General features: G+C 57.2%; 37 protein-coding genes. 16 read left to right on the top strand and 21 right to left on the bottom strand.

Annotated elements, in window-relative coordinates; all coding sequences use genetic code 11:
- Positions 1–27: 27 nt before the first annotated feature.
- From ACX3YD_RS22410 to ACX3YD_RS22310, 21 genes are all read right to left on the bottom strand, one after another.
- On the bottom strand, positions 28–270 hold the full coding sequence (locus ACX3YD_RS22410; RefSeq protein ID WP_458961034.1) for a DUF7940 domain-containing protein: 243 nt from the start codon (positions 268–270) through the stop codon (positions 28–30).
- The gene (locus ACX3YD_RS22405; RefSeq protein ID WP_458961033.1) at positions 267–545 is read right to left on the bottom strand and encodes a hypothetical protein; all 279 of its coding nucleotides are present in this window, start codon (positions 543–545) and stop codon (positions 267–269) included. Before ACX3YD_RS22405 ends, ACX3YD_RS22410 begins: the two co-directional genes overlap by 4 nt.
- Entirely contained in the window at positions 545–859 is a 315-nt protein-coding gene (locus ACX3YD_RS22400; protein ID WP_458961032.1) for a peptidase M48, Ste24p, read from the bottom strand. Before ACX3YD_RS22400 ends, ACX3YD_RS22405 begins: the two co-directional genes overlap by 1 nt.
- Positions 860–1029: 170 nt before the next feature.
- Positions 1030–1575 carry a hypothetical protein gene (locus tag ACX3YD_RS22395; protein WP_458961031.1) on the bottom strand — a complete coding sequence of 182 codons (546 nt, stop codon included), beginning with the start codon at positions 1573–1575 and terminating at the stop codon, positions 1030–1032.
- The gene (locus ACX3YD_RS22390) at positions 1572–2711 is read right to left on the bottom strand and encodes an oxidoreductase (protein ID WP_458961030.1); all 1140 of its coding nucleotides are present in this window, start codon (positions 2709–2711) and stop codon (positions 1572–1574) included. Before ACX3YD_RS22390 ends, ACX3YD_RS22395 begins: the two co-directional genes overlap by 4 nt.
- Complete coding sequence (locus tag ACX3YD_RS22385; protein ID WP_458961029.1) at positions 2711–2932, bottom strand: DUF3310 domain-containing protein; 222 nt, start codon at positions 2930–2932, stop codon at positions 2711–2713. Before ACX3YD_RS22385 ends, ACX3YD_RS22390 begins: the two co-directional genes overlap by 1 nt.
- Positions 2929–3126: a hypothetical protein gene (locus ACX3YD_RS22380; protein WP_458961028.1), complete on the bottom strand. Its 198-nt coding sequence runs from the start codon at positions 3124–3126 to the stop codon at positions 2929–2931. The genes ACX3YD_RS22385 and ACX3YD_RS22380 overlap by 4 nt, the downstream gene beginning before the upstream one ends.
- A complete protein-coding gene (locus ACX3YD_RS22375; protein ID WP_458961027.1) occupies positions 3123–3362 on the bottom strand; it encodes a hypothetical protein in 240 nt (79 codons plus the stop codon). The genes ACX3YD_RS22380 and ACX3YD_RS22375 overlap by 4 nt, the downstream gene beginning before the upstream one ends.
- Positions 3363–3474: 112 nt before the next feature.
- Positions 3475–3696 carry a hypothetical protein gene (locus ACX3YD_RS22370; protein ID WP_458961026.1) on the bottom strand — a complete coding sequence of 74 codons (222 nt, stop codon included), beginning with the start codon at positions 3694–3696 and terminating at the stop codon, positions 3475–3477.
- Complete coding sequence (locus tag ACX3YD_RS22365) at positions 3693–4277, bottom strand: recombination protein NinG (RefSeq protein ID WP_458961025.1); 585 nt, start codon at positions 4275–4277, stop codon at positions 3693–3695. Before ACX3YD_RS22365 ends, ACX3YD_RS22370 begins: the two co-directional genes overlap by 4 nt.
- Entirely contained in the window at positions 4277–4609 is a 333-nt protein-coding gene (locus tag ACX3YD_RS22360) for a hypothetical protein (RefSeq protein ID WP_458961024.1), read from the bottom strand. Before ACX3YD_RS22360 ends, ACX3YD_RS22365 begins: the two co-directional genes overlap by 1 nt.
- Positions 4609–5025, bottom strand: a complete 417-nt coding sequence (locus tag ACX3YD_RS22355) for a recombination protein NinB (RefSeq protein WP_458961023.1) — start codon at positions 5023–5025, stop codon at positions 4609–4611. The genes ACX3YD_RS22360 and ACX3YD_RS22355 overlap by 1 nt, the downstream gene beginning before the upstream one ends.
- On the bottom strand, positions 5022–5237 hold the full coding sequence (locus ACX3YD_RS22350) for a TraR/DksA C4-type zinc finger protein (protein ID WP_458961022.1): 216 nt from the start codon (positions 5235–5237) through the stop codon (positions 5022–5024). The genes ACX3YD_RS22355 and ACX3YD_RS22350 overlap by 4 nt, the downstream gene beginning before the upstream one ends.
- The gene (locus tag ACX3YD_RS22345; protein WP_458961021.1) at positions 5230–5748 is read right to left on the bottom strand and encodes a hypothetical protein; all 519 of its coding nucleotides are present in this window, start codon (positions 5746–5748) and stop codon (positions 5230–5232) included. Before ACX3YD_RS22345 ends, ACX3YD_RS22350 begins: the two co-directional genes overlap by 8 nt.
- Positions 5745–6461 carry a replication protein P gene (locus ACX3YD_RS22340; RefSeq protein WP_458961020.1) on the bottom strand — a complete coding sequence of 239 codons (717 nt, stop codon included), beginning with the start codon at positions 6459–6461 and terminating at the stop codon, positions 5745–5747. The genes ACX3YD_RS22345 and ACX3YD_RS22340 overlap by 4 nt, the downstream gene beginning before the upstream one ends.
- Positions 6458–7285: a DUF1376 domain-containing protein gene (locus tag ACX3YD_RS22335; RefSeq protein WP_458961019.1), complete on the bottom strand. Its 828-nt coding sequence runs from the start codon at positions 7283–7285 to the stop codon at positions 6458–6460. The genes ACX3YD_RS22340 and ACX3YD_RS22335 overlap by 4 nt, the downstream gene beginning before the upstream one ends.
- The gene (locus ACX3YD_RS22330; protein ID WP_458961018.1) at positions 7285–8139 is read right to left on the bottom strand and encodes a ParB/RepB/Spo0J family partition protein; all 855 of its coding nucleotides are present in this window, start codon (positions 8137–8139) and stop codon (positions 7285–7287) included. Before ACX3YD_RS22330 ends, ACX3YD_RS22335 begins: the two co-directional genes overlap by 1 nt.
- Positions 8140–8177: 38 nt before the next feature.
- Positions 8178–9011, bottom strand: coding sequence for a hypothetical protein (locus ACX3YD_RS22325; protein ID WP_458961017.1), 834 nt, complete (start codon positions 9009–9011; stop codon positions 8178–8180).
- 85 nt (positions 9012–9096) lie between these two features.
- Positions 9097–9303 carry a hypothetical protein gene (locus ACX3YD_RS22320; RefSeq protein ID WP_458961016.1) on the bottom strand — a complete coding sequence of 69 codons (207 nt, stop codon included), beginning with the start codon at positions 9301–9303 and terminating at the stop codon, positions 9097–9099.
- A 19-nt stretch (positions 9304–9322) separates the two neighbouring features.
- Positions 9323–9523 carry a hypothetical protein gene (locus ACX3YD_RS22315; protein ID WP_039012569.1) on the bottom strand — a complete coding sequence of 67 codons (201 nt, stop codon included), beginning with the start codon at positions 9521–9523 and terminating at the stop codon, positions 9323–9325.
- Between the two features lie 31 nt (positions 9524–9554).
- Positions 9555–9758 (bottom strand): YdaS family helix-turn-helix protein, encoded by a 204-nt coding sequence (locus ACX3YD_RS22310; RefSeq protein WP_458961015.1) that lies wholly within the window; start codon positions 9756–9758, stop codon positions 9555–9557.
- A 72-nt stretch (positions 9759–9830) separates the two neighbouring features.
- On the opposite strand from ACX3YD_RS22310, the gene ACX3YD_RS22305 reads away from it, so the two are divergent.
- The 16 genes from ACX3YD_RS22305 to ACX3YD_RS22230 all read left to right on the top strand — a co-directional run bounded on the left by ACX3YD_RS22305 (position 9831) and on the right by ACX3YD_RS22230 (position 18667).
- Positions 9831–10574: an XRE family transcriptional regulator gene (locus ACX3YD_RS22305; RefSeq protein WP_458961014.1), complete on the top strand. Its 744-nt coding sequence runs from the start codon at positions 9831–9833 to the stop codon at positions 10572–10574.
- Complete coding sequence (locus ACX3YD_RS22300) at positions 10571–11359, top strand: hypothetical protein (RefSeq protein WP_458961013.1); 789 nt, start codon at positions 10571–10573, stop codon at positions 11357–11359. Before ACX3YD_RS22305 ends, ACX3YD_RS22300 begins: the two co-directional genes overlap by 4 nt.
- A 696-nt stretch (positions 11360–12055) precedes the next feature.
- Positions 12056–12250, top strand: a complete 195-nt coding sequence (locus ACX3YD_RS22295) for a hypothetical protein (RefSeq protein WP_458961012.1) — start codon at positions 12056–12058, stop codon at positions 12248–12250.
- 139 nt (positions 12251–12389) lie between these two features.
- Positions 12390–12596 carry a hypothetical protein gene (locus tag ACX3YD_RS22290; RefSeq protein WP_458961011.1) on the top strand — a complete coding sequence of 69 codons (207 nt, stop codon included), beginning with the start codon at positions 12390–12392 and terminating at the stop codon, positions 12594–12596.
- 377 nt (positions 12597–12973) lie between these two features.
- Positions 12974–13117 (top strand): hypothetical protein, encoded by a 144-nt coding sequence (locus ACX3YD_RS22285; RefSeq protein WP_458961010.1) that lies wholly within the window; start codon positions 12974–12976, stop codon positions 13115–13117.
- 250 nt (positions 13118–13367) lie between these two features.
- Positions 13368–14141 (top strand): hypothetical protein, encoded by a 774-nt coding sequence (locus tag ACX3YD_RS22280; RefSeq protein WP_458961009.1) that lies wholly within the window; start codon positions 13368–13370, stop codon positions 14139–14141.
- Positions 14142–14662: 521 nt separating this feature from the next.
- Positions 14663–15085 carry a hypothetical protein gene (locus ACX3YD_RS22275; protein WP_448647120.1) on the top strand — a complete coding sequence of 141 codons (423 nt, stop codon included), beginning with the start codon at positions 14663–14665 and terminating at the stop codon, positions 15083–15085.
- Complete coding sequence (locus ACX3YD_RS22270; protein ID WP_448647121.1) at positions 15082–15468, top strand: hypothetical protein; 387 nt, start codon at positions 15082–15084, stop codon at positions 15466–15468. Before ACX3YD_RS22275 ends, ACX3YD_RS22270 begins: the two co-directional genes overlap by 4 nt.
- 131 nt (positions 15469–15599) lie before the next feature.
- Positions 15600–15833, top strand: a complete 234-nt coding sequence (locus ACX3YD_RS22265) for a DUF551 domain-containing protein (RefSeq protein ID WP_458961008.1) — start codon at positions 15600–15602, stop codon at positions 15831–15833.
- A gap of 24 nt (positions 15834–15857) precedes the next feature.
- Positions 15858–16115 (top strand): hypothetical protein, encoded by a 258-nt coding sequence (locus ACX3YD_RS22260; protein WP_458961007.1) that lies wholly within the window; start codon positions 15858–15860, stop codon positions 16113–16115.
- Positions 16102–16329, top strand: a complete 228-nt coding sequence (locus ACX3YD_RS22255) for a hypothetical protein (RefSeq protein ID WP_458961006.1) — start codon at positions 16102–16104, stop codon at positions 16327–16329. Before ACX3YD_RS22260 ends, ACX3YD_RS22255 begins: the two co-directional genes overlap by 14 nt.
- Positions 16326–16460, top strand: a complete 135-nt coding sequence (locus tag ACX3YD_RS22250; RefSeq protein WP_458961005.1) for a hypothetical protein — start codon at positions 16326–16328, stop codon at positions 16458–16460. Before ACX3YD_RS22255 ends, ACX3YD_RS22250 begins: the two co-directional genes overlap by 4 nt.
- Positions 16457–16645, top strand: coding sequence for a hypothetical protein (locus tag ACX3YD_RS22245; RefSeq protein WP_458961004.1), 189 nt, complete (start codon positions 16457–16459; stop codon positions 16643–16645). The genes ACX3YD_RS22250 and ACX3YD_RS22245 overlap by 4 nt, the downstream gene beginning before the upstream one ends.
- On the top strand, positions 16642–16776 hold the full coding sequence (locus ACX3YD_RS22240) for a hypothetical protein (protein ID WP_458961003.1): 135 nt from the start codon (positions 16642–16644) through the stop codon (positions 16774–16776). The genes ACX3YD_RS22245 and ACX3YD_RS22240 overlap by 4 nt, the downstream gene beginning before the upstream one ends.
- 117 nt (positions 16777–16893) lie before the next feature.
- Complete coding sequence (locus tag ACX3YD_RS22235; RefSeq protein WP_458961002.1) at positions 16894–17310, top strand: phage protein NinX family protein; 417 nt, start codon at positions 16894–16896, stop codon at positions 17308–17310.
- Positions 17311–17467: 157 nt separating this feature from the next.
- Positions 17468–18667 (top strand): hypothetical protein, encoded by a 1200-nt coding sequence (locus ACX3YD_RS22230; protein ID WP_458961001.1) that lies wholly within the window; start codon positions 17468–17470, stop codon positions 18665–18667.
- Positions 18668–18669 lie beyond the last annotated feature (2 nt).

Here is an 18669-nt window from a genome sequence, read left to right as displayed (position 1 = left end):
AGTCTTCCATCCTGGGGAGGTCTCGCCCTATGCCGGCGTAGGCGGAACAGGTGGCTTGTCGGCCGGCACAGCGATGTTCGTCTGCGGGATCGCACGCACTACGGCGATGGCGGCAGCCAGGAGCCCGTTCACGGCCGAAAAGATCTCAGGGCTGAACAGTGCCTGGAATGATGGCCAAACGTAGGCGGCGGTATTGAGCGCAACCAGCACAGCGGCCAACTGAACGCTGTACATCTTCCAGAGCTGTTGCCATTGGGGAATCAGGTTCATGTGCGCTCCGTGGAACTTGGCGGGATATTGCAGATATGGCCGCGCTTGGCGATCGCGTAGAGGATCACCGCCGCGTGCATCGTCATTGCGAATGGACTGATCGGGTGACCCTTGATGTTCATGATGAAACTACCGAATGCGGCGATGGCGACCAGGTAGAACGAGATGCTCAGCAAGGGCTCGTCCATCGGGCGTACGCGGCGCAGGTACTCAGCAGCTGCAATCACCACCAGCACGCACAGGAAGGCGTCGACGACTTGAAGGATGACGTGCATTACGCACCTCCCGTAGCGCCAAACTTTCCTGCCAGTGCTCTCAGGCCCGGGATGATGTTCATCGCCAGCAGGCCAATCAGGAAGGCAACGCCGTATTGAGTTTCACTGCCCGGGGCAATCTTGAAGAACTCGATCGCCAGAGGCGTGCAGAAAATGGCTGCGGCCAATCCAGTTAAGACGGCCATCAGCGCCTGTTTGCGGGTCAGGCCTTGCAGGAACATCAGCGAAGCCAATGCTCCGGCAAACCCACCAATGACGACGCCATACTTCGCAAGCAGGACGCCGAAAGCTGTAGTGCTCGCGGGTTCGGCCATGGTGTTACTCCAAGGAATAAAAAAGGCCGTCAGGTGGCGGCCAAACCGCTGGGGAGCGGCAAATTCGAGGCAATAAAAAACCCGACGCAGTGGCCGGGTTTTGTACTGTCATTCTTTAACACGCAAGAAGGACAAGATAGTGATTAATCTATGCCACTCTGCCACTGTCGTCAAGCAGCAATATCAGAAATCAATTCTTCTGCATCGAGGATGGCCTGGGCCTTCGCCAGCGCACCATCGACCATCGCCTTCAGCTCCTTGCAAATGGCCGACTTCCAGCGGTATTGGGTGCGCTCTGCCGTCGGCTCATCCACCCAGTTATCCATGCAGTACCAGCCGGACGGCAGGACGTTGGTTGAGCGCTTCCCTTCTTGCCCGGGCAACTTCGGCATGGCCCACGTGACGACTGCAGCGTGACGGAACCGCTCCGGGGCCGGCGACTTGATACCTTTTGCGATGGTGACGATGGCGTCGTGCTTGCGCTGGGTGTGCGTTGAGTACTGGGCCAGCAGCGCGAGCCAGTGCGCCGGTGCCAGGCCTTTGCGCAGCCGGCTGAACACCATGCAGTCGACGAGAAACGCAGCCTCCTTCCCGACGATCTCCCCTTTCTGCTTGGCGCACTGTACCTTCGGCTCAAAATCGCACCCGCCGGCCGAGTTGATGGTCTCGGCGGCCAGAGCACGGACAACTGCGGATACCACGTTGCGATAGGTCATGCCGCCACCTCCTTGAGCATCGACGGATGTACGGTGTGACGGGCCACTTCGCCATGTTCACGGTGCAGGACGATGGCCTTCATGTTCTGACGCGATCTCCAGCCGCCGGCAGTGGCGTAGCTGTCGTTCGGGGCCAGGGTGTTGAACGACTCGACGGTGCAGCCTGGGTATTCCTTCTTGCTTTCGTGGTGGATGTGGCCTGTCCACCAGTAGCGGTGCAGCGTCTCGCCCCAGTCCTTAGCGCGGTCGGTCGCCATGACGCCCGGAAGTTTGTCGGCCTTGCTGGTGTGCCCGTGGTGCATGCCGATGAGGTTCTTGCCCCAGCGGTAGTAGCTGAAGACACTCGGCGAGGTTTCGACGGTGACGCGCGGCTCGTTGGCGTACAGGTGGGCAAACAGACGGCTAAGCCAGACGGCGCCGGTCTCGTCGTGGTTACCGATGACGTGGACCACATGCACGAACTTGTGCTTGGTCAGGGCCGACTCGACGCACTGGCGCATGGCGAGGATCAGGATGTCGACCATCTTGGCGTAGCGGCTGTCGGCGTCCAGGTGGTGGCCACTGCGTGGGGTGATAGCTGCCATGGAGTCATAGTGAGCTGCGTCCCCGAGATTCACGATGATCGCCGTCTCGGTCGGCGGCGCGGACTCGACCAGAGAAGCCATGGCAGCGCAGTGCACGCGCTCGGCGATGCTCAGATCCCAGTCTTCACCGCACTCCTCCGCCCAGATGTATTCGCCGAAATGCGGGTCGCCGATTGGATAGGCCGTCATCAGGTCCGGCAGGTAGTTGCCAGTGAACGGCCGCGCCGGCACGTGTGGGAGATCCTTCACCGCCGCCTCGCAAGAGGCCTGAATGAGGGCCTCTAACGCCTCGGTGTCAGTGTTGGTCTTGATCCATGACAGCAGCGGCTCGCTTTCCCCGCGGCGCATGAGCTGCGACGTGCCTTTAATCTTCAGGAACGGCGGAAGCTTCGTCTCGATGTGCATCTCTGGGATGTGGCCCTTCAGCGCCATCCGTGCCTTGCGCTTCTGCAGGCTGCGGATATGCACGCCCAGGTGCACCGCAGCCTTCGCAACGCTCATGGTTTCCAGCGCCGCGATGATTTGTTCGTCCGTAATTTTGCGCTCGACCATTACTTAGCTCCTGCCGCATTGGTTTCCAGCTCAATCAGCAGCTCCAGGAAGTGCTTGGCCTTCTCCAGATCCTTGATCCCGCCCTTGGCCCGCCATCGGCTGACGTACTTGATGATGCTGCCCTCGGCGAAGGGGATACCGTTTGCATGGATGTACTCGATGGGCTGGATCTTCAGGTCTTTGTAGTGGTTACCGGAAACTTGAATGTCGAGTGCGCTCATGCTGCTTTCCCCATGGTCGATTCAAAATGGTCAATGCATGCCGCCTTGGCCTTGTCCAGATCCTTGCCCGAGTGCAGGATTTTCCCGGCTGGCGTCCGGGCGACGTAGGCATGGCCATGCTCGAGCTTGTACTTGCTCAGCAGATAGCCCTCATCGCTGGACATGCAGTTCTTGCTGATGGCTTTCCAGTTCATGGCTTCACCGCCTTCAATTCAAGGCGAGCCAACCGATCGCGCAGGCTATTGATCTCGTCTTGGTACTGGTCCGCCAAGGTTGTCAGGTCGTTGAAGTTGACCCAGTTACCGTGCCTCTCAGGTACTCGGATAACGCTGCCTTTTTCATCGTCGCCGCCGCGCCAGAAGTTGAAGCGGGGCAACTGGTGAACCTTGTCCCAGAGGCCGTAGCCTTCACGTGTTTGGATATTTCTCATTTCACACCCCGCGTAATCCAATCTCGACGAATCAAGGCAGCCAATACGCAATACCCCGGCATGATCAGGAGCAACCACAGGTGAGGCAGGATGTCGCTTGGAATGGTGGTAATCATGGCTTCACACCTGTCTTCTTGCTGACTTTGCCTTCAGTCTCAAGCTGGCGCATGTGATCGCGCAGGGTCTTCAAATTCCAGCCTGCGCGAAGAGCTTTGGCCATCTTGTTGCTGAAGGTCACGCAGGCCAGCGCAGTGAAGAACAACACCGCTGCGATGATTAGAGCCCCACCAGCGACCATCACGCCGTAGCCGAGCCATTGAGCGATATCGTTCATGCGGATTTCCTCTTGAGTTCACGGGTCTTGGCGCGGTATTCGGCGGTGATGGCCTTGAGGTCTTCGATGGTGTAGCGCTTGGGCTCGCTGGGGCCCAATAGGGCCTCTACTGCTTCAGCACCGATGCGGCGGATCAGCTCAGGCATGAAGCCGAGGATATTTCCGCTCAGGTGGTTGTTACAGACGGAGCAGGCACGGTGCACATTGAGCGGATTAAACCGGTGCTCGGGCGATGAGCCGACGCTGCGGAAGTGCGAGGCGTGCCATTGCCCGGACCAGGTTGCCGGCTTGTCACAGCTAACACACCCAAGCGCTGCGTCCCGTAGGCGCACCCAAGCGTTAAACGCAGCCTGAGCCTCACGCATGTACTGACCCTTCGGCTTAACGCGCTCCCTGTCCGCTCTCAGCTCCTTGCGGCCTACATCGGCAAGGGCCTTGCGCGCCTTGTCAGCGTTAACGTCCTTGGTTGCCAGTCCACAGGCAGGGCTGCAGACCTTTTGACCGAGGCGCGTAGGCACGAATGAGGCCCTGCACTGTTCGTTGATGCATGTCTTTGGGCGGGGTTGTTTGGCGGGGAGCATCAATAGCCCTCCACTTGCTTCAGATATGCGGAACGCTTCTCAGCTTTTCTCTTGTCGTGGATGGACCGAACGAGGGTATCTAGGCGGCACATTGTTTTCAGTGACGGCCGAAACTCTGTCAAACCGTTCCACTGATGGCCGTAGCAGTAGAATGCGTTCTCGATCCACACCTCGACATTGCCGAGTTTCACAACGCATTCTTCTACCTTCACATCGTGCCAATGCTTATCCAGCAGACGGTTTAGGGCGGCATCCCATTCTGGACAGAACTTCTTGTTATGCAGCAGTCCAAACAATGTCGATGTGGCCCAGTTCACGTAAAAAGCTTTCATCAGTACCGGCCCTCCCAATGATCCTTCTGCGTCCAACGCACCCCATGCTCCGAACCGAACGCCTCGATCCAGGTAATCAGGTCGGCGCACTGCTTCACGCTCATCTTGCTTGTGCGCTCGTAGATGACGTCGAAGCCATGTCCGTCGAGTGCTGGTATAAGTTGTGGCTGATCGCCCGCCTCACGCAGCCATGCGGCCGTCAGGAGGCGTTTCCAGATCAGCACTGACCACTGCTTCTCGGCGTGGCGCACTTGTTTGGCGATATCGGTCAACATGGCGTGCAGCTTGGCGTTCTGTTCGCCAGACCGATCGGCGTCCTTGATCACCACCATCTTCGGCTTGGTGAAATCAGTGGCGTGCAGGTAGCCCATGATCCGGGTGACGTCTTGCTGGCTGCGCAGGGAGAATTCAGTCATAGCCGCCTTACTCCCTGCTTCACCAGCGCCACCCGCTCAGCACAACCCACGCACAGCTGCACGCCCGGAATAGCCTGACGACGGCCTTCCGGGATGTCTTCGCCGCACTCGCACTCAGTGGCGCTGATGCCGGTGTAACGGGGGATCTGGGCAAGCGCTTGGTCGCGGCGTTGCTCAATGAGGATGTCGGCGTCGTCGCAGATATCAGACATTGGAAAGCTCCTTGCTCACGCCCAGCTCACCCAGCACCAACGCAGCAATACCGAAGGCTTCGACGCCCATTGGGGTTACGCGCAGGATCTCGTTCAGCGAAGTGATCAGCGCCTGCACTTCGGCGGCAGCTTCGCCGGCCGCCTTCTGCATGTTGCTCAGTGGGGAACTGCCGTCGTCGTACTCTTCGCGCCAGTCTTCGGTGTGGTGGTAACCGCTGCCAGCTTTCGCCACCGACTCCAGAACAGAGTCGATCAGGTCGCAACCGGTGGACTCGAAGCTGTAGTAATACGCGCAGAGATTCCGTGAAGTGCTCGGCTTGTTTTGCTGGTCGACTGCTTTGAAATCCTTCGCGGCCATCCAGTAGCACCAGCCGTCATACGCCGGGGCGCGCATGTAGGTGCCATCTTCGGCGCGCTCAAGGTTTTTGGAGATCCAGGCCTCATCCTTCCCGTTAGCGATGGCGCATCCACGGAAATACGCCTCGAATGCTTGACGATTCTTGTCGGTCATTGGGAAAGCTCCTGATTCTTGTTCTTGCCGAATTTCGCGAGCAGCAGTGCGCGGGCGGACTTGCCGTCGGCCGGGATACCTTGCTGAAGGATTCGTGCTTGGGTTTGTTGGTCGGCCAGTTCGTTGGCCAGTTCGAAGGCGGTCTTCTGGCTGTCGTGGCCGATGCCGGTGAGGATCTTTCCGTCAAGCGGCTGGCCTTCCTGAGCGCGGCGGATGACGATCGCGTAGGCCCGGTCGAAGCGTGCTCGCATCGACTTGTCGTCCTGCTTCGCGCAGCGCAGGTCGAATATCCCCGTCTCGTTGGCAGCGATGCGCACGCCGTCGTGGCTGTAGGTGCCGATCAGGGCTTCCATCCACGCATCGGCGGCAGTCGGCAGACCAAAGTCCTCCGCGCTAGGCGTGCACATCGCGATGAATTCGCCAACGCTAGGAGCGAATGGCTTGCTCATCTTCCGGCACTTCTGAACGCCGAACTCGATCTGCTCCAGGGTGCGAATGCCGACGGCGGCGAACTCCTTGATCCATTCGGCCTTGGCGGCGTCCAGCGCTTCGGTTGACGGCCATGCTTGGCGCCACGCAGGAAAGATCCCGCGCAGGCGACGGAACAGTTCGTTCACCACTTCTGCCGTCTGTGGCGTCACAGGAAGCGGCTCAGGACGTTCTACGACCGGAAGGTTGCCGACGGTAGCCATGAGTTGCTGAACAGTCTTCATGGGCTCACCACTAGGTTTTCAGCCCATGCAACGCTGTCGAAGTCAGGCTCAGTGGTTTGGCGGCGAACAGGGAATGGGCGAACGTTACTTGCCTTGGCCTTGTCACCCTTCACCCACCGGACCAGCAATGAAACCCATTTGGCCTGAGTGTTCAGGCTGCCTTCGGTTTCGTGGTGCGCGGTGAACGGGGCAACAGCCTCCTTGGTGAAGATGCTTTCAGATACGCCGAAGTGGACGCAGTAAGTCTTCAGGAGATTGGCGTCAGGCATCCAATCAAGAGTCATCTCCACCGGGGACTTTGGGTCGACAGGTTCCGGGGTGGGTTCTGGCTCTGGGGTTGGGCTTTCGCCTTGGCCTGCGATTGGCGGAATTTCCTCGCCAGCGCTGAGAGAGTGGTTTTGATCTTCTTTATTCTTATCTGTATCTATATGGTTGCCATTCCGTTGCAACGGATCGTCAACGGGCGTTGAACGGTCGTTGAGTTCCTGTTGCTTTTTGAGGGCCTTTGCCTTCGCCGAGGCCTTTCCGGCGTTCGATGCCGTAATTACTTTGCTATTCACTGCGTCAAGGTCAGCCTCTACGCGGAACTGAACCCAGTGCGTTTCAGTGATGTGAAAGAACTCGCTCAACGTATCGGCAACGGAATGCCAACGGTCGTTGGGAATTCGTGCAACGGTAGCGAGCCGATCAATGCGCAAAGGCTTTCCGGTCTGCCAGTAGCTGAACAATAGAAGCATGTAAGCGCCATGCTCCTCGGCAGTCAGATGCGTAGTGTCAGCTAGGTAGTCGGCGACGTAGAACTGCATGTATGGGAGTGCGGCCATTACGCTGCCTCCATAATCAGGAGGCTTTCGGCAATACGCCCAAGGCCAGCCATAAGTGCTGACGTAGCGGATAGCCTGCCCACCACTGATTGGTCGCAGCGCGCTAGGTCGGCATCGATCAGGGCGTGCAGTTGATCTACATCCACGTCGCTGCGCTCCAGGTAACGAGCAAGAAGCTCCATCTGGGTTATCACGCTCAGCACAAGGTCAGTCGCCGCCGGGGCCGGCTTTAGTGCCGACTTGACGTCTTTTGAGGCCCTCTGGATCGATCTCTTGTCGCCTTTGGCTACAGCGGACTGCTGGTCCTTTGGAAGGGCCAGAAGTGATGCTGCGGCCGATACCGAGGCGCGCCCTTCGTCCATTGCCTGCACCAGTTCTGGCGCGGCTTCATTGGTCACTTTCTTGGCTTGCTCGTATGTCTTGCCGTTACCGAAGCCGGCAGCCTTGGCGGCGATGTCTCGGGTTTGACCTTGTGGTAATTCAGGAAAATTTTCCTTAGTTTCGGCGGATGGACGCCCAGCCCTTCCCTCAAGCTCTAGTTCGATAGCCTCGCCAATCGCCACTCGCTCGGAGTGCGTGAAATCCTTGCGGAACTCGTTCTCTGCCAGTTCGCCCTTTAGGATTGAATCAAGGTGCACGGTGCGGGCTGGGATCTTTTCCATGCCCAGTGCCTGGCAAGCGCGCAGACGACGCTCGCCGAACACAAGGCGATAGCTGGAGTCGATGCCAATAGGTTGGAGCAGGCCAAGTTCTGAAATGCTGGCGGCCAGACTATCGATGTCGCCGAAGTCCTTGCGAAAGCGATTCTCAACCTTCACCAAACTAATCCGGCATTGAATTATGTTGTCGCTCATGCTGAATAGAGAGACGGTTTCCCGCCTCTCTCCTGTCGTTAGATGAAGGTCGGGAATGTTTCGTCGGAGCGCAAGGTGTTAGTCGCGTGCTTGATCGGCTTGCCCCGCATTTCGGCATTCCAGATGCGGATCAACGCCGCCAATACCTGGCTGCGGTGAATGGGGCGGCGATCAACAGATGCCGAGAAGCAGCGATTGCGCAAATACAGGAGGTTGTCGTTGGCTCCCTCTACAGCGCCAACCATGAAACGCTCCATGAATCGTTCGGCCAGAGCTTGGTTGCGCTGGCACGCATAGAAATAAAACATTGCAGCGATGGATCGAGGCACTGGCGATTGGCGCGGAAGCGTCTGTCCGTACTCGGCGGCAGCAATCAGCAGCGGGGTGCGTTTGACGAACTCCAGCACTTCCGTTTTTTCTGCCTTGCCCGGAAACCCAAATTGTTCTTTTTCGTAGTCGATAACCCATGTGGCAGCGGTAGCCAGCATCTTGCAGGTTTCAACTGGAAGTCCGAGCTGGACAAAGAGCACATCAGACTTTTGCCGCCCCTTGCCGCTGTCGAGCACATCAAAGATGCTTTCGTCGAAGCCGCGCATAACAACGCAGGTAACAGTGAAGCCCGACTGCAAGATTGCGTGAAGACGGTGCTGCCCATCCAGCAAACTCCCGCCTTTCGAAAAACGAATTGGGTCACCGGTCATCTTCCAGCCGCCATCACGAATAGCTTTCTCAAGCTTTGCGACGTGAGCCATGCTTGCAGCTCGGTTGCCTGTGTTGCGCTCAAGCCAGGCGCGAGCAAGCTCCGGCGTGACCTGCTCGACGGTGATTGCTGGGGCGTTGATGCTTGTTGGGTTTTGATTTAGAATGGTCATGTAATTTTCCTTTGTGTTGAAAGTGCCGGGCCGCTAACCCGGTATTTTTTTGCCTTAAATTCGGCAGAGGCCCTCTGGATTACCCTTAAGAGTCCCTGCCTGAGGCCCTCATTGGGGTAACCAACTGAAGGACCTTGGCCTTCTTGCGCCCGACTTCCGAAAGCGCACCTCCCGCAATTGCTGTTTCCATCATTTCGTTGATGGCTCGGTTGAAGTCCCAACCGTTGGCGAACATCAACTCCTCCACTCTCTGTCGCGTCTCCGGCGACAGTTTTTCTTTATCGATGGTCATTCAGGACTCCTGAGGCCCTTCAGCCCGCGATATCTTCTTGCTTGTCCTGCATGAGTTCTTCGATCACGCCGTTGGCAACGGCCCACTCGATGATTTCGTAGAGGTAGGTCGCGTGCTGCATGCGAGTCTTGGTTGCTGCCTTGCGCAGGATCCGATCCAGCACAGGTTCAAATCGAACCTTCACCGGAATGGCGCGCTTTTGATTGGGGTCCATGTACATGCTGTGTTTCCTATGTGGCTTGTGAGATTGATTAAGCGGCGATTGGATAAAGATCTGGGCGCAGCTCATGGCGAGAGACGCCTGTAGCCTGCTCGATGGGAATTACGCGCTCAGCCGGAATGCGGCCGGTTGCGCACCATCGCTGTACGTTTTGAGGCGTGCAGCCAAGAACACGCGCAAGTGCCGACTGGCCACCTGCTGCTTTAGCTGCACGCACGGCTGCGTTCTGGTTCATACATGCCTCTGAAAATTGGAATTACAACCCAAAGTTACAACAACGGGCGACTTTCTACAAGGTAGAATTGCAATGATAGCTACAACCGTGAGTTGTATTCTTCGAGACATGAATACGACCGGCTTACGAATCGCCTCTGCCCGCGAGAAAAAAGGGTGGAATCAATCCGAGCTTGCGAGGGCGCTGAACGTCACCCCGCAATCCGTTCAGGCGTGGGAGTCAGGAAAAAACACTCCTAGACCCAAGCGTCTTTCTGAGATTGCGTCACTCCTGGGCGTTCCCGGCTCCTACCTGATGGGAGAAGACCTTCCACCTAAGAATAAAATCGAATCCAACGCTTTTATGTTGGGGCCCATTGACGCATGGGACGATGAAACACCACTGGATGACGACGAGGTCTATGTGCCGTTCCTAAAGGAAGTAGAGCTGTCGGCGGGAAGCGGCAAGAGCATCGTTGAGCAGTCGAACAAACAACGATTGCGCTTCGGCAAACAGACCCTGCGCCGTCAAGGCGTACAGCCAAGTGACGCAGTGTGCGTTACCGTCAGCGGCAACAGCATGGAGCCGGTGCTTCCAGACAAGAGCACGGTCGGGGTTGATAGGGGCGCAACATCGATTGTTGATGGAAAGATGTACGCCATAAATCACGCCGGACAACTCCGGGTGAAGATGCTCTACCGTATGCCTGGTGGTGGCGTTCGCCTCCGCAGCTATAACCGCGAAGAGCACGCTGACGAGGAATACACAGCCCAGGAGATGCTCGATAGCGAACTGGATATTCTAGGGAAGGTGTTCTGGTACTCGGTGCTCGTATGAAGTGGACGCAGCACGATATTGCCGATGCTTTCTACGAGCACGGCATATTTGATGCGCGGGAAATGGATATCAGCCACAGGCTGACGTTTGAGGACAAGAAGACAATCCTGTCCACGATTAAAGAGCACGGCCGCCGAGCTTTGGTAAACGTCACCAAGGGTGGTGAAATTTTCTACGATAGAGATGCAGGCTCAGTTTGCGGGCCGGACCGAGAGTTTCTTGACGCCGTATTTCTCCAAGGAGTCGCACCCGATACAGCGTCACTTATGAGCTACGTCGGCCCATCCAAGATTGTCCTATTCCACTCAAAAAGCCATCTGGACCAGAAGGGCCTAGTCGTCGTTGACTCATACTCGCCTTTCAAGGATCGCGCCCTGTTCCAAAAGCCGCTGCTGGACGAGGTGATAAATGGATATCGATTCTGTGCGACGATGCAAAGGCGAAACTCTTTATATGTTCTTTCGCAGCACGGCCGTATAGAGAGGCGTCACAACGATAAATTGCCAGCGATTGCCCGTGAATCATGGCAGGGTATTTGGACAGCTACTACCGATCTATGGGAGGGTTTCGGAATGGAGGCCAAGGTTGAAGCAACCAGAACCATGGCCTCATCAATTGGGCAGATACCTATCGATGGTGGCGACTATCTTCGATACCTCCTTATCATCAAGCGAATCGAAGCCTGCAAGGCTCCCGTCCCTGTCAGATCAAACCTCTATCTGATGGCTCAAGAGATTCAAGGTATCGCCGGCCATCACTTCGGGATGCTCCGATCCGCCAACTGATCATCATCTCCAAATCAAGCAAGCCCGCCTAGCGCGGGCTTTTTTGCGCCTGAGAATTGTAGCGAACTGCAGAATTACAAAAATAATTACAACTTAGGCTTGCAGATTACAATTTATGGTTGTAACTTTACCTCAACGCCACAGAACAACGAGGCGCCAGGGCCTGAAAGGGACCGACCGCTCTTTAATAATCAGCGCAACAAACAACAGACCGCATTGCCTCTGCTGGCGACCGGCGATCAGACAGCCCCGAAAGGCTGCCCACGACAGGGAGAACCCTGTACGGCTGACGATGGTGAAACGCCTTAACCGAGTGAATGACCTGGCAAGCAATGCGCCCCGCGAATCCCCGCGGCAGAAGGGAGAGACAACGAATCGAATTAGCGGTCCCGATAGCCTCGGCTGGGAACGCCGGACCTCATGCACCCTGCCCCACTCAGTCGGGCATTCAGAGCTGTAGCGTGCATGTTGTAAGGACCTGTGATCCATGGCGAACAGATGCCGATTGACGCCTTGGTAGGAAGCTCGAAGCCCACCCACGAAGACGACGGCCAGCCCTGCAATCAGCAGCGGGCAACGGGCCAACACCGCTGACGCAACAAACCCGGTCTGACGCCAGTAGCGGGACCGGGCTCCACAAATTTACTTAAGCGCCTGGGAGACCGGGCGCTTCAGAAATAAACGGAGGGCAAGACGATGGCAGTAATCGTGATTATGAATGCACACCCAGATAGCCCCGAGGACTGGCGAATTCTGCAAGACGACGAATACGGCGGAACTGGATCTGGCTTTGAAAACCGCACATTCCCTACAGCTACCGATGCAGACAACTGGATTGAAAGTAACGCCAAAAATGGATGGTGCACCTTGATTGTTGGTGAGGACGACTGAGTCATCCAAGTGGCACGCAGGCCCCGAGCGATGTGGGAAGCGTGATCCGGTGTGAGCGAGCCGGTCCTGAGAGACAAACAGATTTCCTCGATGACCTTGGCAGCAGGGTCATCCGGAAAATCAAAACGGAGATACGGAAATGGCTCAGTTCAACATTGATTCAAGCCTCAGCAACGGTAAGCGCTTGGAATGGCTTGCAGTTCCTGCTCTCGGCGAATCGGCAACAGATGTCGAAAGTCAGGTTCGGCAAGCGGCGGTGAAGAAGTTCGGCTTCAGCGTTTGGCCGAATCGCTGGGAGCACGTTGTAGCCAGTAACGGCTACGTCACCGTGCGGATGTATGCGTGACCGCCAGCATCGCCTCTGCCCATTCAGCGAGTGGGCAGACGGATGCGGACGAAACTGCGGCCTATAACCGCCCACCTGCATCAGCGCGCAGAGCCGATCTGCGAAGCCAGTGTTACTAGCGCTGGCCGGTATCTCCTCACCAGCCTTGCCGGGTATCGGCAGCAAGGAATGGCATCCCTGTCTCACCAGGGCTCTCAATCACCCGCTTGCAGTGAGCCAAAAGCAAGCCCGATCACCTCGAAAGAGGCTGCATCGGAATGTCGGCGGGCCATGAAAAAAGCAGTTCTCAGATGGCGAGCAATGCGACTGCCCGGACGCAGCCATCGTACGAGTCTGGACCGACATTCCAATGCAGCTTCCCTAAACCGGAGAACACCATGCTCCAGATCATCCTGATCGGCGCAGCGCTGAGTCATGTGCGGCCAGAACCGCCTATCTCTGCCGGCCTGCCAACCGATCCACAGTCGAAAGTGCGTGAACACTGGCGAACGATCACCGGGGTCGCAGCGTTCTGGCGCTGACCTCCCCGCCAATAAACCCCGAGTGGCGCAGTAAGCCTGAAGGCTGCGCCCAACATCCTGACAGGCAGCGGAAAGCAGGGCCGACGATGTGACCGCGCATCAGCCAGGGATCTGGCAGGCCCAACCAAAACGACGCAGATCACAGATGGCTTCCTGCTGTTTCAGGCTGGCCATCTGGCTTTACAAATGCCTCTCACACCCCGGGAGGCATTCGAAAGCCACGAACAACCTGACAAGCACGGAGCACCAAATGAGCGAGCAAACACTTCAGTCCATGTTGATGGATGGCGTTACCCGCTTCACCGACAGCAGCAAGCCCGCCGAGATCATCGACAAACATGTGGAAAGCATGTTCACCGACATTATCAAAGACAATTTCCGCAGCTACAGCGACATGGGCAAGCTGGTCAGTCAGGCGATCAAAGACGCGCTTCCGTCCAACGTCAGCGACTTGTTTGAGCTGACCCGCTACAACGACCTGATCTCCACCGCGCTGAAGACTCAGTGGGAATCCTCGGGCGTAACAGGGGAAATGCTTCGCCGCTCGCAGGCCGCCATCGACGAGGCACTGAAAGACGACATCGTGCCGGAGTTCGTCAGCCTTAGCGAGTTGCTGGAAGAGTTCGTGGAAGCCCACAAGGAGCGTGCCGCCGATAACCATTGGGAACGCCCGCGCATTAGCATCCGCGAAGACGACAACGTCAGCAGCTATAGCAATATCAAGCATCTGCATATCTGCTTTGATCCAGCGCCGGAAGAACGCAGCTCATTTTCCAGTCGAGAAACGCGCAAGCGCAGCGAGTGGGAGTGTGCCAACCGTATCAGCGTCAGTATCAGGGGCGAAAACGATAAGGGCTTCGAATATGGCGAGGTCTACAGCGCGCAGCTGGAAGGCAAGCCGATTGGCCGCAACTTCATGATCTACAGAAAGTGGGAAAAACTCACAGCGGCCCTGTACTTCGGTGGCGCGCAACTGGTGATCGACTGCGATGAATCCGATTTTAGCTACGGCATCGACGACTAACCCCTCTCCGTACACGTCCGCCTGACGAAAACTGCCCGATATCTCCATGGTGATGGAGAGTGCATCGGGTTTTGATCTGCATGAAAACGCTGTGGCCGAGTGCACAAATTGCCGGTGTGGTGCCGGTAGCCGCAAACAGAAGCCAGCAGTAGTCACAGATCAAAACCCGATGCAGATGCACGCCCAGGCTGATGGGCAGGTTTGAAAACTAACAGTTCCGAGAGTGAACGCTGACCGGCTAAGTACTATTTTATGCCCGCGCGGTACCGGCTCGTAATAACTGATATTGCGGTAGCCGAAAGGCGCTGACCGCTGCATGACTCTCAACCCGGAGATCAGCACCGGGCATCTGCACACCATTCCAACTATGGCAAAAACTGCCATGGTTTAACTCAGCGCGGAGGATGCAGCCATGTAACAGACAGTCAACGACCCGACCCCTCATGGGCCCGGCCGTTTCGTAGGGAAGGTAAAGCCTCGGTCCGCCGGGGCTTTTTATTGGGCGATTGGAGGTGAGTGTGATGGGCGACAAAGATGAATTGATCGAACTCTGCAAGATCGCCCTGCATTTAGGCGGACCGCAGAACCTGAGCGCCGTTGGCATAGGCCGATATCTGCGACTGCTCAACCCGGATTTTGTTCTGGCTCTGATTTTTCAGCTCGATAAACAGAAGAACCTGATCGAATCCCTGCGCGAAGACCTACAGGAAGCAATCGCAATCGACTGCGATGACGACGCCATAGAAGCCTGCGCCGAAGTGGAGCGCACTGGTACGCCCGGTAGCGTTATTCGTGAAATGAACGATGAGCTTGTATGCCGGCGCACCGATGCCGATCGCTTTCAGTTCATTGCGCAAGATGCCGAATCAAGTCTTGTGCGGATCTATGGCGATGACTGGCTTGGCGTGGTGGATCAACTCAGGGGAATGGGTGAAAAGCCATGAACACATCAAGATGCTCTATCTGTGAAGAACTCGGCGAAACCTGCATGGAATGCCAACCAGATATTGATATGCCGCCAGCAACAGGCCACGCCGTCCCGCAATGGCTGCGCGACCAATTCGACGTCATCGAGCTGCAAGTTCGGAAGATGGGCGCCGAGGCCGTATTCACCCAGATGCGCACGAAGGTGCAAGCCTACTTTGAAATGCTGCGATCGATAGAGCGAGGCCGGGCCGGAAGAGATCTGTTTCTTGCCAGCCATTCAGGGGAAGAAGATATCAAGTATTGCCCTTACTGCAACGGCGAAGGGTCAGTAGGAACCGGCATCGCTGAGGCGTCTTCAACCCTCTGCAATGCATGCGAAGGAACCGGGAGAAAGCCATGAAACGCACAACCCCCTCACCCCGCAAGCCCCGCCCCGACGTCCACGACTGCGCCAAAGGTCGGATGCATGACGCACCGAGGAAGGTCGTTGTCACTATGCCGGGCGGGTATATCGCCTGATTGGAGATTGATATGAGCGAATGGATCAAGTGCAGCGACGTCATGCCTGAACAAGGCCAGCATGTCCTGTGCAGTGGCTTCTATGGTGGTCGGCAAGATACGAAGCGCTTCGTGGCGCCATCAACTTTCCATGCCGGAGTATTCCGCGAATACATCGATGAAGACGATGAGGAAAGTGTCGACTGCAAAGGCTCGTATCACCACCCAACCCACTGGCAACCATTGCCTGCTCCACCTGCCGAATAACACCCCGCCACTCTGGAGGCGACCATGTCAACCAGCTATGCAGACAGTGCGCAGGCCCGAGAGTGGGACAGGCGCTACGACGCTTGGGGTCGCGAGAAGAAATCGCGGCCTGAAGAGTTCCACGACTATGAGGCTGCCGAGAAGATCCGAACCCAGGCACTGATCGACCGAGAAGCGCGACTGCTTGAAGAGCGCAAAAGCCTGAAGCGGCGCATTGGCCTGGCCATGGCGAAAATGGAAATGGTCTGTCCCCCAGTTGGAGGTGAACGTGAACAAGCATGACATCGCCGTCGGCATGATCGATTCGCGCTTCGAGGCGCTGAACGCCGGCAACTCAACCGCCACCCTGCATGCTGAAACGAGCATGGCCATTGAAATGGCTCACTCACTCGGCGCGATCTGCATGGACGAGCACCGCCACTACAACCTTCGCCTTAATCGAATCTATGAGGCGCAGGCAGAACGCAACGCACTGGCTACCAGGAGAGCGTCATGACCATCATCGCGAGAAACGCCAAAGCAATGACCGAAGCCCTGAATCGTCAGGGCTTTTTTCTGGTCGCTGATCTGCCTCAGCGCATCAAGGTTCAGACCCGGCGCGGCATGCTGGTTGTGAGGTTGTCGTGAACATAAAGATCGCAGACAAGATCACCTATACGTCCAGCCGCATTGACGACAGCGGTATTGAAGTATTTGGCAAGGATCGGCGCGGGACTGTGGAAAAGGTTTTGCAAGATGAAACCGGCCGCGCATATGCCGTACGGCGTAAAGGAAAGATAGAGATCGTCCTTGATACACAGGTGAAGCCATGAAATTCCAACTCGGAACCCGCATCTACACCTTCCAGGAACTGATGAACCGAATCGACATGGAGTTCTGGTCTGTCCATAAGCACGGCCATGAGCAGTACACCTTCGTCCCGGTTCAGTACAGGGGGAAATGAGATGAAACCAATCTTCTGGATTCTCGCCTGCGGCCTGACGGTCGTCATGCTCCAGTACATGCTGTTCACCGAGAACGGCGCTCCTAGGCAGATCAGCCTTCCTGTGGCGGTGGTGAGATGAGCGAATTTATCGAAGCGAAGACTGTCGAGTTGACCGGCCCTGCTCTGGATTGGGCAGTTGCACACGCAACCAAGGCATGGGAATGGGCTCATGAGTGGTATCCGACCATGACCCTTGATCCGACATTTCGTGGAGTTTCTGACAATGCACCGGGCGGCTCTGTCTCGCTGATCCCGCGCAACCCAATGCGCCAAGACTCACAACCATTCACCCCATCTACTGACTGGGCTCAGGGCGGCCGACTGTTTGATGGCCGAGTAACGGCGCTAAACCAAACAGGCGCCGAACTCTGGTGGGCTCATGCGGGCGAACGGCTCGCTTATGGCTCTACACCCCTTATCGCCGTCTGCCGCGCCATAGCCGCTTCAGGTCTCGGCGATACCGTTCAAATTCCAGCAGGGCTGATGCCGTGACCGCCTACCAGCGCGCCAAGCGCTTCTGGTTCTGGCGCGGCTCTGCCATCACCCTTCTGCTCTTCACTGCCTGGATGCTGGCAAGCGCCTACTCCGGCCAGATCACTCAATAACCCCACACCTTCAAACGCTGCGTGCATCGCGGCAAGGATCACTCATGTCCGCAGAACAGCAACTGGCCATTCTGCCAGCCAAAGAAGTAGCCCTGGCAGTATTCAGCGCACCTAACGGTCTCGACCCGTACCTGCAAAGCGTTCGGGAAGAAATCGACAAGTTCAACGCCTCGGCGCCCGACGTGAAAACCAAGAAGGGCCAGGCCGCGTACCGATCGATTGCATGCGACCTCGCCACATCGAAAACAAAGCTCGACGCCATGGGCAAAGAACTCGTCGCCGAGCTGAAAGATGTGCCGAAGAAGATCGACGCCGAGCGTAAGCGTGTTCGAGAGTTGCTTGGAGCATGGCAAGAGGAAGTCAGGAGGCCGCTGACTGAATGGGAAGCGGCTGAGGCTAACAAGAAACGAGAGATAGAGGCCTGGGTTGGCGAGCTTCGTCTTGACCCGCAAATCATCAGCACCGCCGATTCCGAATACCTGAAAATCAGCATCGGAGCCTTTGAGGGCATCGTGATCGACGGCGATTGGCTGGGCGAGCACGAAGCTGAGGCGCTTCGATTGAAAGCTGACACATTGGCCATGCTGCGGACTGCACTTGAAAAGCGTACCAAGTACGAAGCCGAGCAAGCCGAACTGGTCCGTCTGCGTGCCGAAGCTGAAGCACAGGCCCAGCGTGACCGGGAAGCGCAGATTGCCCGGGAAGCTGAAGAGCGTACTCGCCGTGAGGCAGAGGAACGCGCACAAGCTGAGCGTGATGCTGCAGCCAAGCGGGAAGCCGAGGCCAAGGCCGCCGCAGACCGCCGGGAGCTGGAGTTGAAGCTGGCTGCTGAGCAATCGGAGCGCGCAGCCGCCCAGGCCGCCCGCGAAAAAATCGAGGCCGAGCAGCGTGCCGCGCAGCAGAAGATCGACGACGAGAAACGCCACCAGCAAGCAATGGCCCGGGCCGAAGCTGACCGTGTCGCCGCCGAACAGCGCGCCGAACAGGAACGGATCGATTCCGAGCGCCGCCAAGCCGAAGCCGCTGAGCGCGCCCGACTGGCCGAAGTTGCCCGTCAGCAAGCAGTGGCTGATGAAGCGGCTCGACAGCAAGCAGCGCGTGAGGCCGACAAGGCACACCAGATCAAGATCATGGGTGCAGCCAAAGAGGCGCTGATGTCGCTGAACATCACTGAGGAGCTGGCCAAGGCCATCGTTCTCAAGATCGCTCGCCGCGAAGTCCCAAACGTAATCATCCAATTCTGAGG

The organism is Pseudomonas fluorescens group sp. PF-1, assembly GCF_054481335.1.
This window is presented reverse-complemented; position numbering and strand designations above follow the sequence as displayed.